The organism is Pseudoalteromonas sp. SG43-8, assembly GCF_014164245.1.
In the GTDB taxonomy this organism is placed as follows: Bacteria; Pseudomonadota; Gammaproteobacteria; order Enterobacterales; family Alteromonadaceae; genus Pseudoalteromonas; species Pseudoalteromonas distincta.
Map to the genome: position 1 here is coordinate 303,169 of NZ_JACJEX010000004.1, position 15,862 is coordinate 319,030.

The window sequence follows — 15,862 nt, forward strand, 5'->3', positions numbered from 1 at the left end:
TTACGTTTTTGATCTGTAAAGAGGGCGGGGGTCAAGTATTGCACCGAGCATGATAAATAGCGACCACTACCCGCTCATGGCAATTACCAGCCAGCTATTAAAAATAGTATTGCTGTAAACCTATTAGTAAATTAAGCCCATTACGTTCAAACTATTAAATTTAAACCCATCACCCAACCGCCAATTTCCCAGCCTCATGCCACATTTCACTTGGCATGGGGCTGGTTAATTGCCACGTTATATTCATTGGCTGGCTGCCGTTGTGGCTTTGATATTTAACCTCGCCATAGTTTACGAACCCCATAGTTCGGCCGTTTTCGTCTTTACCTTGTTCGCGCACAAATAACAGGATGGTTTTGCCTGTTTTTTGGTGTTGTATGTAACTTAGGCCGCGTCCGTGTTCTGGGCGGGCGCTGTTTTGTGTTTGCCAATGGAACAGGGTAGGGCTGATTGCGTAATCATGATACAGAGTAGTGGGCGAGTAGGTTTTTTCGCACTTGTTGAGTGTTACAAATAATAGCTCTAGGTTTTGGTTTTTAAATTCTAGAACGCCTTCACGGGCGGTCGATTTTTTATCAAACGAGTGCGCCCCAAACGCGGCGAGTATTTGTTGGCGTGTGTAGCGGCTGTGCAATTTTATGGTGTGATTAGGCAGGCACGCTAAATCACTTTCTTGCTGGTGAATACGGTTTATTAATAGCGTAATTACTTGAGTAAGTTCGTGCTGTAGCTCTTTGTGTTTAAGCGCTTGTAAGCTTTGTTCAAGGGTTTTAAACCCTAAAATTGTGCCAGTGGTATCCCAAAAGTTGTAATGCGCCATAAGCGCGTACTGTTGATTTTGCGCTGTTGGCTTAAATCTAAAGTTGTTATTACATAAATCACGTAAAAAGCATAAATAACTGAGTGAGTCGCAGCCGAGTAATTGGGTGTTTATAGCGCGATAATACGCGGCGTAAATATCGGCTTGTTCTGCTGGTATTTCATCACCTTTTAACCAGTACCAGCCGCCGAGTTTTTTATCTTTTGGTTTGTAGATATCTTCAAGGGTGACTTGTGGGTTTATACGTAAAAAGTTACTTAGCGTTAGCGCGTCGTTAGTGTGTTGCGCATAGCTATTTATCAGCTGTTGTAAACGGCGTTTAGAGTTTATAGCTTGCTGAATATTTTTTAATATTGTTTGTTGTGTGCGTTTTTGTAGCTCTATACGGCAACCTAGCGGTAAATGCGGGAAGTTGTTTTCGATCTCGGTTTTTATTGGCTGATTACTTTTCCCAATGAGTGCGCGGAATTTACTGGCAAAGTCGTATTCTGGGCGGGCGTTGCCTACAAAGTCGAGCACGGTGCAGCACTGCTTTGATCCACCTAAAGAAAAGCTGTTATCGGGCAGGCGCAAACCACGGCCGAGTTGCTGTAAAAACAGCGTTAAGCTTTCAGTTGGACGTAAAAACAGTAAAGTATCGACCTCTGGAATATCGACGCCTTCGTTAAAAATATCAACCACGCAAAGTATTTGTATTTTTCCTTGGCGCAGTGCTTGCTGTTTGGTCGCGCGCTCATTTGTGTTTTTACTGGTCAGCACATCGGCGTTTATGCCTGCTAAGTTAAACTTTTTAGCCATAAATTCTGCGTGTTTTAGACTTACGCAAAACGCGAGTGCTTTAATAGCGTGAACATTGGTTACGATATCAGCAAGGCTGGATATAATTTTGTTAGCGCGGCTGTTCTCGCCTGTATAAAGGTTACTTAGCTCGCTTATATCGTAACGGCCACCACGCCATGTTATTTGGCTTAGGTCAGTGTCGTCATCTAGTCCAAAGTATTGAAACGGGCATAAGTGGCGTTGATTTATTGCCTCTGGTAAGCGAATTTCAGCGGCTATTACTCCGCAAAAATCATCGAGTATATTTGCGCCATCTTGTCGCTCTGGCGTGGCGGTTAAGCCAAGTAATATTGCGGGCGTAAAGTAACTTAAAATAGCGCGATAACTGGCCGCGCTTACGTGATGTACTTCGTCGATTACTATGTAGTCGTAGTAATCGTGGGTTAAATTGAGCGATTCAATTTGGCTGTTCAGCGTTTGGATTGATGCAAATAATTGGTTGTAGCGCTGTGGTTTGTAGTTACCTACCCACAGCTCACCAAAGTCGTTATTTTTAAGCACGCCGCGATAAGCGCTTTGCGCTTGTTTAAGTATTTCTTCTCGGTGGGCTACAAACAAAAAGTGTGTGTTTGGGTTTTTATCGTAAACAGTTTTAAAGTCGAACGCCGATATTATTGTTTTACCTGTGCCGGTTGCGGCAACTACTAAGTTTTTAAAACGATTATGTACGCTGCGTTCAGCACTTAGTTTTTCTAAAATAGCGAGCTGATGCGTTTTTGGTGTTATATCAAAATAAAACTGGCTGCTTGCTTGGCCAACACCGCGTTGCTCGTTAAGTGAATTAATGAGCTTTTCTTTACACTCAGCTTTGCCTGTAAATAGCTCGAAGTCTTTTGATTCCCAGTAGGTTTCAAACGTACTTTTGGTTTTAGCTATTATGTGCGGGATTTCTTGTGCGGTAATTTTTAAGTTCCACTCAAGGCCGCTGGTAAGCGCCGAATGCGATAAGTTAGACGAGCCAATATAGCCTGTATGAAAACCCGTATTGCGCATAAATAAGTATGATTTAGCGTGTAGACGTTCTTGCTGATTATTATAACTTAGCTTTACTTCGGTATTTGGTAGGTTTGCTAAAAACTCAACGGCTTTAGCATCCGTTGCGCCCATGTACGAAGTAGTAATTACTTTGAGTTTATTACCGCTTTTAGTAAACGCTTCAAGTTCATTTTTAAAAATGCGCAGCCCCGTCCATTTTATAAATGAGACTAGCCAGTAAATAGTGTCGGACGATTTAATCTCGCGCTTTAGCTCGGTTTCGAGTGATATACCTGCATTAGCACCGCTAAATAACTCACTTTGCGTAAGGCCTGTGAGTGGGAATATATCGCTTGAGTAATCTTTAAGGTTGGCCGCAATAGGGTTTTGGGTATTAAACAGCGCGGTAAGTATTCGGCCTTGGCTGTCGATAAGATTTTCGTTAATTAGCTCGTCATCGCGAATATGATCTTTAAGCCAAAGTACAAGGCTGTTAGCTAGGCTAATTTGTTCTTGTAGGCGCTCATTCGAGTTAGGAATGGCATCGATTGCATGCGTTACAAGTTTACTTAAAAAGCGTGAAAGCCATGTTGCGGCTTCGGCCGTTTCAAGCTGGCGCTCGCCCACATAAAATTGATCACGATTTAAGTTTTGCTCAATTACTTGCGTAATTAACTGCTCGTAAATACCAATTTGCTGCATTAAAACCACTCCCTGTTTGCGAGTGGTTAGTTTACTTAAATGCGGTACAGCTACAAGTATTAATCGACTAAGTTACTAGTAATTAAGTACAAACGTGTGAGTTAAGTATTAGCCAAGAGAGTAATCAAATGATGATGCTAAGAAATTATCCCCTTCAACTTCACCTGCAAACACATAATTAATGAGTAATTACTTCGCATGGATTCGAGGAAAGCGATGCTTGCACATGGATGTGCGTTCATCGCGTTTACGTTCAAATTAATTTAGTGTTTAAAGATAAGTGAAATTGAGGGGCGCCGAGAGATTCCAAAGAGAAGTCGGCGGTTACTTCTCTTTGGTTGCCATCGCCAACGCGATATAAGTAAATTATTTTAAAAGCTGCGCTTTTCGCGCGAGTAAGCTGAGCGCCTACAGTAAATTTTAAGGCCGCTGCTAAGAAAATTTCATTGTGAGTACCCTCGACATTTAATTAGTTTATTACAATTTTTTAATGTATAAATCATATTCTGCAATAAGGCCTTAATAGGAAAAAAAGGAATAAATATGGATATAGGGATTAAGAAGGAACAGCTGCTAGGCATAGCTACACAACAATTTGGTCATTTATATAACCGCTTTGGTGAGGGGATTTATAGCTCGCATGAAACGCTAAGAGAAGGTGATGTATATCTTTTAGGTTTGAATCCGGGTGGTGAGGGTCATACACTTTTGGGGGACTTTATGAGTAAAACTCTTACCCGGACAGATAACTCATATCTTGATGAGATCTGGGTTAATGGCCAGAGTAGTAAATATAAAAAAGGCTCGGCACCTCTTCAAAAGCGAATTCAAGGTTTACTTGAAGGACTTAATCAAAATGTAGCTGATGTATGTGCTAGCAACTTGATTTTTACAACATCAAAATCTTCGCAAGATAGCAATTTTAATTTTGGTTTCGCTGGTACTTTTTGGCCTTTTCATCAAGCAGTTATAGAGATAGTCAAACCGAAAGTTATTATAACGTTTGGTAATGCGAAGCATTTATCACCTTTTGGTTTTTTAAAGTCAATGTATTTAGATGAGTGTAATCTAGACTCTTTTCAAGCTATTCCAGCAGAGCATGGAACTTGGGAATGTTATGGTTTTAAAACCATGTTTAATGGTAGGGAAACTGCAATAATAGGTTTACCTCACTTGAGTTATTTCAATCCTAACAAAGAAGCTATTCTAGAGTGGATTAAGAAGTTTTCTGGATTGTAAATCATTAAATAATAAGCACTGTCGTTTTCAAGCGGTGCTTCTTCCTGAATAAACCCATAAAGCTTCGCTTTTCGCGCGAGCAAGTTGGGCGCCTACAGGTGTTTAGGTGAGCTTTGTAGCGTTGATTGGAATAATGAGCTAGTTACTAAAGAGAAAGCGCGATGTAAAATCGCACCTACAATGCTAAAGCTTAATAGGCGTACTTATCTCACAATCTTTGCATACTAAAGAGTAATTTTCTTTACGTTTGCTTGTTTTAGTATTGGTGCTTGAGCACTCAGGGCATGGTGATTTCATTGGTGTATTTGCACTGCAATTACCGCATTTCACAAAGTAACCATAGCGTCCAGAAAGAGGCTGTAAGTTAGTCGAGCTATAACATTGCTTACAAGATAATGTTATCTCTTTGATTAGATCAGTTTTAGGTTTTACTTGTTCAGTAATGGTTTGCTTAGTCGCTATTAAAGTATCAACGTAAACAGATTCTGATTCGCTTATCTTTGCAGATACATATGAAGGCTCTTGTAAGTTAGGTGATATGTTTTGCTCTAAAATAAACTGGCAAATTCTATCTAGTGTTTCTTCACTGAACCAAGGTCGAACGTTTGTTGTAAAAAGATGAAGCGCATTAGGTTTATATGCAGGAAGCTTCATTATTTCGAGTAATTTATCAGTTATAAATTCTGATTTAACTAATCGATCTTCAATTGCTTTTGGTGTGTTTTCTCGATTGATAATGGCGTTGCTCGATATGGCACAAATACTATGCCACTCTCTGCCACCAAAACCCTGTTGCAGTTTGCCAAATAATTTAGTGAGTAGGTTTGGTGCATTGTCGCGCATTAGGCTTTTTAATAGCTCTAGTTGTAATTCAACCTGTTTTATTGGCGATGGCATACCTTGCCAGTTGCCGCGATAACTGCGACTCCATTCTTGATGTTCATTAATCGTTACTTCGCCTGTAATGCTTTTAGATTCGATGAGAATAAAGCCATAGGTGTATGCGATTAGGTGGTCTATTTGTGCGGTTTCGCCATTGTGTTTAAATTTCACATCGTTAAACACAAATACCTGACTATGATTTTTAAAGGCGCGGCGTAAATAAAAAGCAACGTCGAGTTCTTGCTTTTGACCTGCTTGTATTTTAGCTGAGTTGCTGTTGATGAGGGTTTTATCTTTTAGAATCATGAGGCGTCCTTTCAATCATGTATTTGCTTAGAATATCATTGAAGTACCGAATAAGAATACTGCTTAAGTTCAAAACACGCGAGATAAACTCCCGCCTACAATTTAAAAGCTTCGCTTTTCGCGCGAGCAAGCTGAGCGCCTACAGGTGTTTAGCTTGGCTATTAAGCTCAAAATGTCATTAACTTCCCATAAGTAACTTATGTTTTACTTATGGTGTTGTGTTTTTATTTTACTTCCTATAAGTAAAGTAATGTTTACTTATAGGAAGTAAATATACGTTCAAACTTAAAAGTAAGTTATATTTGACTTTTGGGTGGGCTACCCTAAAATAAATTGTATAAGTAAACTATAGTTGACCTTTAATGAGTGAATTACCAGCAAAAAAAACACTTGGAAGAGTTGTTAAACGCACTGAAATGCCTGATCTATCAAAGCCGTTTTCGTCGGTGCGACTCGCTAAAGCGATTACTTCAAAGCGAACAGGCATGAAGCTTACATTGGTTGATGTATCGCAAGCACTTAATATTTCAAAGCCTACGCTGATAAAAATAGAAAAAGGTGATGTGAATGTGCAGTTTTTTAATGTACTCAAAGTGATGGAATACTTGGGGTTGTCGTTTAGCCTTGTCAGTGATGACGAGTCGCACCACAACAACAAGGATGAGGTGAGCGATGAGCAATGGTATTAAAAAAAATAGCTTAGATGTATTTATTGGGCATACGCAGAAGATAGGTGCGATAGCCCTTGATATAGGCTCTGAAAATGAAATTACATTTACCTATGAGCCTGAGTGGATTAATAAGGGTTTTGCTATTTCACCACACTTACCGCTCGATGGTGATTTTGACTCACGTGATGTGCGTAATTATTTACAAAACTTATTACCCGAGGGCAAAGGTCTTGATGAGATTATAAGTAGTACTACTATCTCTAAAAATAATACGTTTGGTTTGATTAAAGTCATTGGCGAGGAAACGTCAGGCGCTTTGTCGTTTAGAGCAAGTAACAGTACTTTAAAGCAAACATCTTTTCGTGAAGTGACTAATGATGAACTAAGCCAAAAACTTAAACGCTTTGTACAAGTTGGCGAGTCAATTACTCATTGGGATGGCCGAACTCGGCTCTCTGTTGCTGGCGTTCAAGACAAACTAAACCTACTCGAAATCGATAGTAAATTAGGATTTGGTGAAGGGGAGCTATGTTCTAATAAAATTTTTAAATTTGAAACAGGTACCGCGCCTTTCATTGCAGTAAATGAACTTTTTACCATGCTTTTGGCAAAAGAGTCGGGGCTCAATGTTCCCCATGTTGAGTTGCGCACTTATGCAGATGTAAGAGTATTTGTAATAGATCGCTTTGATAGGCGCGTTACACAAGATCAAAACCGTGTATTACGTCGTCATATTATTGATGGTTGCCAAGCCACTAATTTACCTCCTTCTTATAAATATGAGCGTCAGCATGGTGATGATGGGGATGGTATTTATATTCGAGATGGCGTTTCTTTTGCAAAACTATTTAATGTTAAAACAACGAATGTACAAGCGTATGAGGCTCAGCTTATTCGTTGGATGACATTTAATATTTTAGTACGTAATTACGATGCTCATGGCAAAAACATTAGTTTTTTTGTTGGTAAAAATGGTTTAGAGCTTACGCCGTTTTACGACTTGGTAAATATAGAGGCTATTATTGAGCAGGGAAGCATTGACCGTGATATGGGCTATTTACAGCCCAAAATATCAAGGTGTTATGCTATGTCAGTGGGTGAGCATAATTCGCAAAGTGCAGGCAATTTTACTAATGAGATTACAGCTTATATGTTAGCTGATTTTGCTGATGAATTTGCTATTTCACTACCACGGATGCAACTACTTATGAGTCAAACCGTTGATTCTGTATTAGCCGCAATTGATACGGCTAAAGTTTCTGCTGTTAAAAATAACTTGTCTACTGCTGAATTAGCACACATTGATTTGTGCATAAAAATAATTAATAAAGCTGCAAATAAGCTGAGTGAGCAAATAATACAACTACCAAATATGGATGCATTTATTTAAATATTAGAAAATAAATACATGCATTTTGAGTAAGTAATTCATATTTTGGTTGTCAGCATCAACGCGATATTTGCAAATTAAAATTAAAAGCGAGAGATAAATTCCGGCTTACAATTTAAAAGCTACGCTTTTTGCGCGAGCAAGCTTCGCGCCTACAGGTGTTGAGCTTGGCCTTATTTAAAAGCCAAAGCACGATATGAAATCGCACCTACGCTTTTGTTAAGAGTGGTGTTTACATTAATGTAGGTGAGGTTTTATACCTCGCTTATAAATGGATTGTTTTTACCATTGAAAAATGAATTATTGTTCTGTTTAACGCTTAAAAGTAATGAGGCAATTAACTCTTATATTCGCCTCATTGCATGAGGCAAATAAATAGCATAGACTGAAGCTAATTACCTTTAGGACTAAAGATTATGTGGATATGGCAACAGCAAAACTGGCCAAACTTTACGTGGGATGCTGCAGCGCTTGCTCCTTTACTAAGGGAGCTTTCATATAATCAAGGTTTATTAGTAGGGCGTATGGGCGTGCAAAGTGCTCAACAAAAGCAGCAAGCCCTTGATACCTTACTTGCAAATATTATTCACTCCAGTGCGATTGAGGGTGAAAAGCTTAATGCATTTTCGGTTCGCTCTTCTCTTGCTAAAAAGCTCAATATTAATGAGCAACCTTACCCAACAACAGTGCAAAGCGATAATCTTGCAGAGATTATGCTTGATGCAATAAATAACACAGACTCACCGCTTAATTTAGAGCGAGTGCTTAATTGGCATCGCTTATTGTTTGCAGGTGAGCAAAGCTTATTTACTAAAATTGAGGGCGGGCAATTGCGTGGTGATGAGCCAATGCAAGTGGTATCGGGGCGCTTAGATAAACCGGTATTACATTTTACGGCGCCTCCTAAAGAGCGAGTAAATAAAGAGCTTTCGCTATTTTTTAATTGGTTTAACAAAACGCAAAACGAACCTCAAATAGACCCTTTTATTCGGGCAGCTATTGCACATTTATGGTTTGTAACAATACATCCACTTGAGGATGGTAATGGGCGTATTACACGCCTTATAACCGACCTGGCATTAGCGCAAGAACATGCTGAGTCAATTCGGTTTTACGCTATGTCGGTGGCTATTTTAGAAGACAGAAAAAGCTACTACGAGGTGCTTGAAGCCACTCAACGTGGAGATCTTTGTATTACCCAATGGATTAATTGGTTTTTATGTACGCTTAATAATGCGATACACCATACGCTTAATAATATTGAGCAAACAATTTTTAAAACCAATTACTGGGCAAGTAAAGATCAAACAAAGTTAGGTGAGCAGCAAGTAAAAGTGCTTAATAAGTTACTTGATGGCCAATTTGAACAGGGTATTAGTGCGAGTCAGTATCAAAAAGTGGCTAAGGTTAGCCGTGCAACCGCAACACGCCATTTATCGGACTTGCAAACGCTTGGGTTTTTAACAAAAACCGCCGCAGGTGGGCGTAGTACACGTTACAAAATTGCCTAATGAGGCAATTACACATATTATTCGCCTCATTGTGTGAGGTGAATAGGTGTTGGAATTGTTGTAGGTGAGGTTTTATACCTCGCGGGTGTTTTTATAAGAACAAAGCGCGATGTAAAATCGCACCTACGGTTTTGTTCAGTGCAGTGGTTTAATTATTGTAGGTGAGGTTTTATCTATGAATCTTTGTTTAGCTCTGTAATCGCTTTAATACTAAATGCGTGCATAGTTGTGTAGTGTTGCTTTTTAATGATTGTTTTAACGATACTTTGGTCAATATTTAAGTAATCGTGAACAAGAGCATTTCGTAAGCCTATAATTTTACGCCATGACAGTAGTTCTGCCTCGCTCAAAAAGCCCAAATTAGTAAGTTCGCTAAATGTTTGATAGGCGTTGCTACTGGTACTACTTTTGTGCTGCTTTAGCCAATGCTTTGATAAACCAATACACACCTCGGTCATTAACTGTAGTAATCGCTCTGCAGCTCGGTAGTCTCTACTATTAAGTGAATCGATTTGACTGAGTTCGTCGAGTTCTTGCATATATTCGTCAATATGGCGTGTTACTTCACTTAAATAAAGTGTAATTCCGGTATCAGTCATGTTTACTCGCTATGGTTTCAAATTCGAACTGGCTATATATACGCTGCTGCTCTTTCATCGCTCTAACACTATTATTGCTTATAATTATTTTTCCATATTCAATAACGTTGAAAGCTAAATAACTTGGAATAATATTTATATCAACAATCGAAATAAGTTGTTCGTTAAGATTAAGTGCATTACTTATTTCAAGCTCAAGCTCTTTTGGCCTAAGGCGCTTATCGAACGATTCCAGATCAAAGTTTTTAAATGCTATGGCTAAGTCAATGTCACTATGAGGCTGAGCTGTCCCTTTTGCATGGGAGCCATATAGCCAAACTACATCAATGTCGGTGTTTTGATGTAAATACTCAATTATTTTTTGTATAACTTCATTTGCCACGAAAAAGTAACCATTGATAAAAACAGTAATAATAACCTATCAGTTTTATAGTGAACATTAAAACTGATATTTGTTTTATTTAATTTAAAAGCTTCGCTTTTCGCGCGAGCAAGCAGTGCGCCTACAGGTGTTTAGGCGGGCTTTGTAGCGTTGATTGGGAGTTATGATCCGTTACTAAAGAGCTAAGCGCGATGTAAAATCGCACCTACGGGTTTGTTGAGTGTGGTGTTTGAGTTGTTGTAGGTGAGGTTTTATACCTCGCATGGTGTTTTTATAAAGCCAAAGCGCGATGTAAATTCCAGCCTACAATTTAAAAGCTTCGGTTTCCTCTTATTCCAACCGCGTTACTTTCACTTTTATTTTTCCGGCATTAGCGCCATAAAAGCGGCTTAGGTCGTTTGCGAATGGGCAAAACTCGCCAGATTTATCCATTTTAATGTCGGCGCCGTTGGCTATTTCAAAAAGGTGGTCGTCGTTTTTATTTATAGCACCAATAAGTGAAAACCATTGTGCACGAGGAAATCGTCTAAATGGTTCAAGCACAGCCATGGGGATTTCTTTTACGCCAAGTTGTACGTTATCGCGGTTCCAGCCTAATGGCGTGCACTTTATGCCATCGTCAAACCAGTATTGATTTGGGTATGGGGTAAAGCGGTACGTAGCGCCTTGCTCTAGCATAAGGCCGGTTGCGTTGTATTGCTCACTAGCAAATACCATTACATCTTGGCTTTGGTTAATGCTCAGCACATTCATGTTTTGATTAGCCAGTTCTATATGTTGGCTTAAACCAATAAAGCTAAGTGTGGTGTTGTCGTTGTAGCTAATTTTGTAATGCAGTTTTTTTAGCGATTCTGGGCGGTAACTGGTTAGCTTATTAATGCGTTCGGCTACGCTGAAGTGCACTAAGGGCTCAAGGTTGCTGGCTTCGTCATCAATTAATACATAGCACTGCCTATCTACTAATTTAAAAAATGGGTTAAACCAAAAGTAATTTTGTTGGTGACTTAATGCGAGCGGATCGGGCGTTACGGTTACGTCATCTTGTGCTACTAAGTTGCTATCGGGGAGCAGGGTTTCGTAATCTATATCGTGGCTAGTGAGTAACGATATATTAAGCGGTTGTTCTATTAACCACTCAAGTGCGTAGCGCAAGCAAATATCGGCTAGGCCATCGCGGTAGTAACCGCCGCCAATGTCTGAATGCGCACCTGCAAACCATAGCTCGGTAATATTGCTTTGATGGTTCATGAGTGTGGGTTCAAAGGCGCGGCGTTTTTCATCAAGGGCTACGCAGTGCAGCGCGTGAGTAATGTTGTTGGCAATGGTGTGGTTTTCAAAAATAACGTGCTCTGCGCCGCGTGTAGCTTTACTTACTTTTGATAAGCCAATAGAGGCGACAGTATCAAACACACATACGTAAACATTATCAGCAATTAAAGGCTCTAGGATTTTGGCAAAACGCCTAGCGAGTGCACCGCCTCGGCTAAAACCCGTTAGCAGTATGGTATCACCTATTAGGTAGTGAGCTTTAAAGTCGCTTAATGCTTGATTTAAGATACTGGCTACGTCGTCGCCACGAGGTGCAAGGGTTTGGTTTAAAATGCGTTTAAGGCGGCTGCCTTTAGTACCAATACCTTGATAATAAAAACTGAGTTGGTTAGCAAAAGGAGTAATGGGGGAGTCTTCTAATTTACCGCCAAGCAGTAAATGCAATTTTAGAATGTTGGTAATATTAGAGTCTTCTTTAAAATGCTCTGAGCTAAATTGCTCTGCATCACGGGGCTCGTTTCCTGTGCCGTCAAAGTTAAAAATTAGCGTTTTACCCGTCATAACCCAATTTCCTTAGTTGTTTTAAATACTCTACACAGACAATGTTAAATATTAAAGACAATATTTGGGTTAGTAACAAATACGCCAACTAATTTGTTGGCGTATTAAAAGTGCGGGTTATAGGTTATTAAAAGTATAGTGATTTAGCTGCGTGCCCTCTGCGGGTTTTAATGCGGGGTTTAACTTAATTAATTGCTCGTAAACCTCAGCATAAAACGTTTTTAAACGTGCTGCGCGAGAAAGGTGATTCGGTTCAATTTTTTCAACAAGCTGCAGGGCTAAAGGAATCATTGGGCTTAACTCCCCTTTGGTGTAGCTTTGCTCAAGCGCTAGGTCGAGTATATCTACGCCTAATTTTTCTGAATCAGCGGGTATTTTATTATCAATTAGAAATTGTACTACCTCGACAGAAGACGATGCAGCTTGTACATAAACGTCGCGCCCATACGTATCGGTAATCGAAAAATCAAAACCAGCTTGTTTAAGCTTTTGCCATTGACTAAGAGGAAAACGACTTAATCTTGCTAAATCACTCGGTGGCTTAGGTTCAACTCGGCTTTGCCAGATCGCTATAAAGTCATGAGGCTCTAATAGTAGGAATGAAAAAAGTGTATCGGTTTCTGTTTGAGTTAATGGTGTACTAAGGCTGTACTCATAAGCTTTTTGGTAATCTTTTTTAGACAAATATTCGCTGAACGCGTTATGACTTCTATCGTTTGAAAGCTGATTACTTAGTATACTCCACCAGTAATTAACTAATACGGGGTCTTGTTCTTGTAAAACATATTCGAAGTTATTACCGTGCTCTTTTTTTACCTCTAGCACCGTATTATATGCTCGCATAGTAGAGTGTAATTGTTCAGTAGCGCTTAACTGCTGCTGTAATAGTTCACAGTTTTGTCTTTTATTATCTAGATCTTTCTTTTGTTGCTTCAAATCTACTAAAAAACGTGCAACATCAGAATTATCGGGCTCACTCACTTGGGGCAATGTGGCGTTGTCTATTTTACCAATAGGGTTAAAGTAAGCATATTGCTCAGGGTTTTCCTGGCCATTAATATAGGCGCCTTGCTGGTAAATAAAATCACTTACAAAAGAAACGCCTTTGCCATTTAGGTCGTCATTAGCATTGCCGCTATGAGCTTTATAGCCCTGCTCTGTGAGGTAGTCCAACATTTGAGTATGCTTTGCATCTAAAGGGGCTGGCGTTAAGTTACCACTTCTAGGCAGGTTTACTATTGCAACATCTAAACCAGTAAATAAGCCAGGCCGATTGGTTGGTGTTACGCCTAGTTGTTGTAGTGCTTTTACAAGCGGTAAATTAAACTGGCTTACGGCAATATCAGCCATGTTATATAAAACAGAATTTTCTTCGTACAGCGGCATAGCATCCAGTGCCGGCACCTGCTTCATAAGCGCAAAAATATACTCATTAGGAATGTTGTTTTTAATTGCAGTAGCTAACTCATTAACTGTAAATTGGTTAGTTGAAATTGCCTGCTCAAACTCTTTTGGCGTAAATTTATTTGCATTAAGCACAAACAATGTAGCCGGGGAAATAACCTCACTGCCTTCAAGTTTAATAAACGTTTTAGAGTAAGTGGTAAATGTATCTGTGTTGTTTAATAAAGCATAAAGGGTTTCTTTTTGTACATTTTCATCAAGGGGTACACTCAGAGTAAGTCCTGGAGGGCTATGCTTATTATCTCCAAGCTGTTGAATCATTTCTTTTACTTTATCATTGGTGAAGCCTTTAATTGCCTCAATGCCTTGCCAATTAGCTAATTCGTTTAACGAGCTAGTAATATTAAGCTGCTGTTTTTGCTCAGTAACTATGGCATCTCTTAAAAAGGCAATGTATTGACGCTTATTGATTTCTGATAGGTTTGCATACTTTAGAATCGTAGGGACCGACGTCCCTTTTTTAAGCTCACTCACAAAAAATGAAACAAGCGATTGGTTTAAATTATTTATTTTTATATGTTGTTGCTGTGATTGATCTCTGCAAAGGCGAATATCTTTTTTTAGATCTGTGACTATTCGTAGCGGGGTGCCTTCTGCAGGCTGCTTTTTATTAACTAAGTTAGGCTCAGTGGCATTTGGTGTAGCCACGTTGGGCTGCTCTACAGCGGCTGTGTTAGGCTGGGTTTTAAATAGATATACTGCCAAAGCCGCTATAATTATAAGTCCGAGAAGTAGCTTTTTCATAACCGCCAATCCTTTGATGTTATTAAAATATTCTCACATCGTACTACTTTAGGTACGCAAAGTGCAAAAAAGCTTTAAGAGATAATACTTATTAACTCTTAAAGCTTTTTTGTGGTTTTGTGAGCGTACTTAATTTTTTAGTGCAACTTCATTTTAGGGCGCACTACACGCAGCACTTTTTCGCTTATCCATAATGCAAAGGTTTTTGCGCTACCGTGTATGGCGCGTTGGTGCATACGGTATAAAGATATATACATAAAGCGGGCAATTTTACCTTCAATAAAAAAGGTATTGCTGGTTAGGTTGCCCATTAAGTTACCCACGGTGCTGTAGCTTGATAAGTTAACCAGCGAGCCATGGTCGCTGTATTTAAAGCCGCGTAGTGGTTGCTGCTTTAATGTTGCGATTAGATTTTTTTCGACGCACTGCGCCATTTGATGCGCCGATTGTGCGCGTGGCGGTACTTGCTTGCCATCCGCTTGGGTAAATGCGCAGCAATCGCCTAATACAAAAATGCTTTCGTCTACGGTGCTTTGTAAAAACTCGTTTACTTGAATTTGGTTGCTGCGCGTCAGCTCAAAAATACCTAAGTCTTTAATAAAATCAGGTGCTTTTACGCCTGCTGCCCACACCATAATATCGGCATCAATGTGTTCTTCGTCTTTGGTGATAAAGCCTTGTGCGGTGCCTTCTTTTACTTGTGTTTGCTCGCGCACGTTTACGCCAAGCTTTAATAGCTCGCGTTTGGCACTTACGGCAATACGCTCTGGTAATGCTGGTAAAATACGTGGTCCGGCTTCTATTAAATGAATATGCAAACGCTTAGACGACATATTTGTTAAGCCATACAGCTTTAATAGTTCAGACACATGATAAAGCTCAGCTGAGAGTTCAACACCGGTAGCACCGCCGCCTACAATGGCAATATTAAGTGATTGCTGTTGGTTGTCGTCTTGGTGAAGGCGTGTAAAGCTGTCGAGTAATGAATGCTGAAAGCGCTCTGCTTGTTGGTTTGAGTCTAAAAAGTAGCAGTGATCTTTTATACCTGGGGTATTAAAGTCGTTACTTACGCTGCCAATGGCAATTACTAGGTGGTCGTAGCGCACGGTGCGCTCGGGTAAAATTGTGTGGCCTAGCTCATCTAAAAGTGGTGCAAGGGTAACTGTTTTATTGCTTTGATCTATATTGCAAAAAGTACCAAGTTGAAAGTTATAGTGGTGTTTTGCAGCATGGGCTGAATACACAACGCCATCTAAATCGGGGTCAATAGAGCCTGTCGCTACTTCGTGCAGTAACGGCTTCCATATGTGGGTACGGTTTTTGTCTATTAGTAGAATTTCAGCTTGTTTTTTCTTTCCTAATTTATGACCTAATTGCGTTGCGAGTTCTAATCCGCCAGCACCACCGCCAATAACGACGATTTTAGGTGTAGTAATATTCATAACGTTGCCCTCAAAAATAATATACCCAAGTGATCTGTATTTTTATTAGTTTTTTAAGATGACTT

General features: G+C 39.6%; 11 protein-coding genes. 4 read left to right on the plus strand and 7 right to left on the minus strand.

The genetic code is table 11. The features are described 5' to 3' along the window. Positions 1–169: 169 nt before the first annotated feature. Complete coding sequence (locus H5122_RS10795; RefSeq protein ID WP_182681855.1) at positions 170–3,337, minus strand: DUF3427 domain-containing protein; 3,168 nt, start codon at positions 3,335–3,337, stop codon at positions 170–172. Between the two features lie 543 nt (positions 3,338–3,880). On the opposite strand from H5122_RS10795, the gene H5122_RS10800 reads away from it, so the two are divergent. Further along, complete coding sequence (locus tag H5122_RS10800; protein ID WP_182672698.1) at positions 3,881–4,576, plus strand: hypothetical protein; 696 nt, start codon at positions 3,881–3,883, stop codon at positions 4,574–4,576. 183 nt (positions 4,577–4,759) lie between these two features. Here the strand turns inward: H5122_RS10800 and H5122_RS10805 are convergent, their stop codons facing one another. Further along, positions 4,760–5,764, minus strand: coding sequence for a nuclease-related domain-containing protein (locus H5122_RS10805; RefSeq protein ID WP_182681854.1), 1,005 nt, complete (start codon positions 5,762–5,764; stop codon positions 4,760–4,762). A gap of 362 nt (positions 5,765–6,126) precedes the next feature. Here H5122_RS10805 and H5122_RS10810 point away from each other — a divergent pair, with 362 nt between their 5' ends. The 3 genes from H5122_RS10810 to H5122_RS10820 all read left to right on the plus strand — a co-directional run bounded on the left by H5122_RS10810 (position 6,127) and on the right by H5122_RS10820 (position 9,336). Then, positions 6,127–6,453 (plus strand): helix-turn-helix domain-containing protein, encoded by a 327-nt coding sequence (locus H5122_RS10810; RefSeq protein ID WP_029753647.1) that lies wholly within the window; start codon positions 6,127–6,129, stop codon positions 6,451–6,453. Next, positions 6,437–7,825 (plus strand): HipA domain-containing protein, encoded by a 1,389-nt coding sequence (locus tag H5122_RS10815; RefSeq protein WP_182681853.1) that lies wholly within the window; start codon positions 6,437–6,439, stop codon positions 7,823–7,825. Before H5122_RS10810 ends, H5122_RS10815 begins: the two co-directional genes overlap by 17 nt. Positions 7,826–8,241: 416 nt before the next feature. After that, on the plus strand, positions 8,242–9,336 hold the full coding sequence (locus tag H5122_RS10820) for a Fic family protein (RefSeq protein WP_182681852.1): 1,095 nt from the start codon (positions 8,242–8,244) through the stop codon (positions 9,334–9,336). Between the two features lie 173 nt (positions 9,337–9,509). Here the strand turns inward: H5122_RS10820 and H5122_RS10825 are convergent, their stop codons facing one another. From H5122_RS10825 to H5122_RS10845, 5 genes are all read right to left on the minus strand, one after another. Continuing rightward, positions 9,510–9,935: a type VII toxin-antitoxin system HepT family RNase toxin gene (locus H5122_RS10825; RefSeq protein ID WP_002962076.1), complete on the minus strand. Its 426-nt coding sequence runs from the start codon at positions 9,933–9,935 to the stop codon at positions 9,510–9,512. Beyond that, positions 9,928–10,317: a type VII toxin-antitoxin system MntA family adenylyltransferase antitoxin gene (locus H5122_RS10830; RefSeq protein ID WP_002962075.1), complete on the minus strand. Its 390-nt coding sequence runs from the start codon at positions 10,315–10,317 to the stop codon at positions 9,928–9,930. The genes H5122_RS10825 and H5122_RS10830 overlap by 8 nt, the downstream gene beginning before the upstream one ends. Positions 10,318–10,647: 330 nt before the next feature. Continuing rightward, a complete protein-coding gene (locus H5122_RS10835; protein WP_039488781.1) occupies positions 10,648–12,147 on the minus strand; it encodes a DUF2235 domain-containing protein in 1,500 nt (499 codons plus the stop codon). 117 nt (positions 12,148–12,264) lie between these two features. Beyond that, the gene (locus H5122_RS10840; protein ID WP_182681851.1) at positions 12,265–14,355 is read right to left on the minus strand and encodes a cupric reductase; all 2,091 of its coding nucleotides are present in this window, start codon (positions 14,353–14,355) and stop codon (positions 12,265–12,267) included. Positions 14,356–14,492: 137 nt separating this feature from the next. After that, a complete protein-coding gene (locus H5122_RS10845; protein WP_002962796.1) occupies positions 14,493–15,797 on the minus strand; it encodes an NAD(P)/FAD-dependent oxidoreductase in 1,305 nt (434 codons plus the stop codon). Positions 15,798–15,862: the final 65 nt, after the last annotated feature.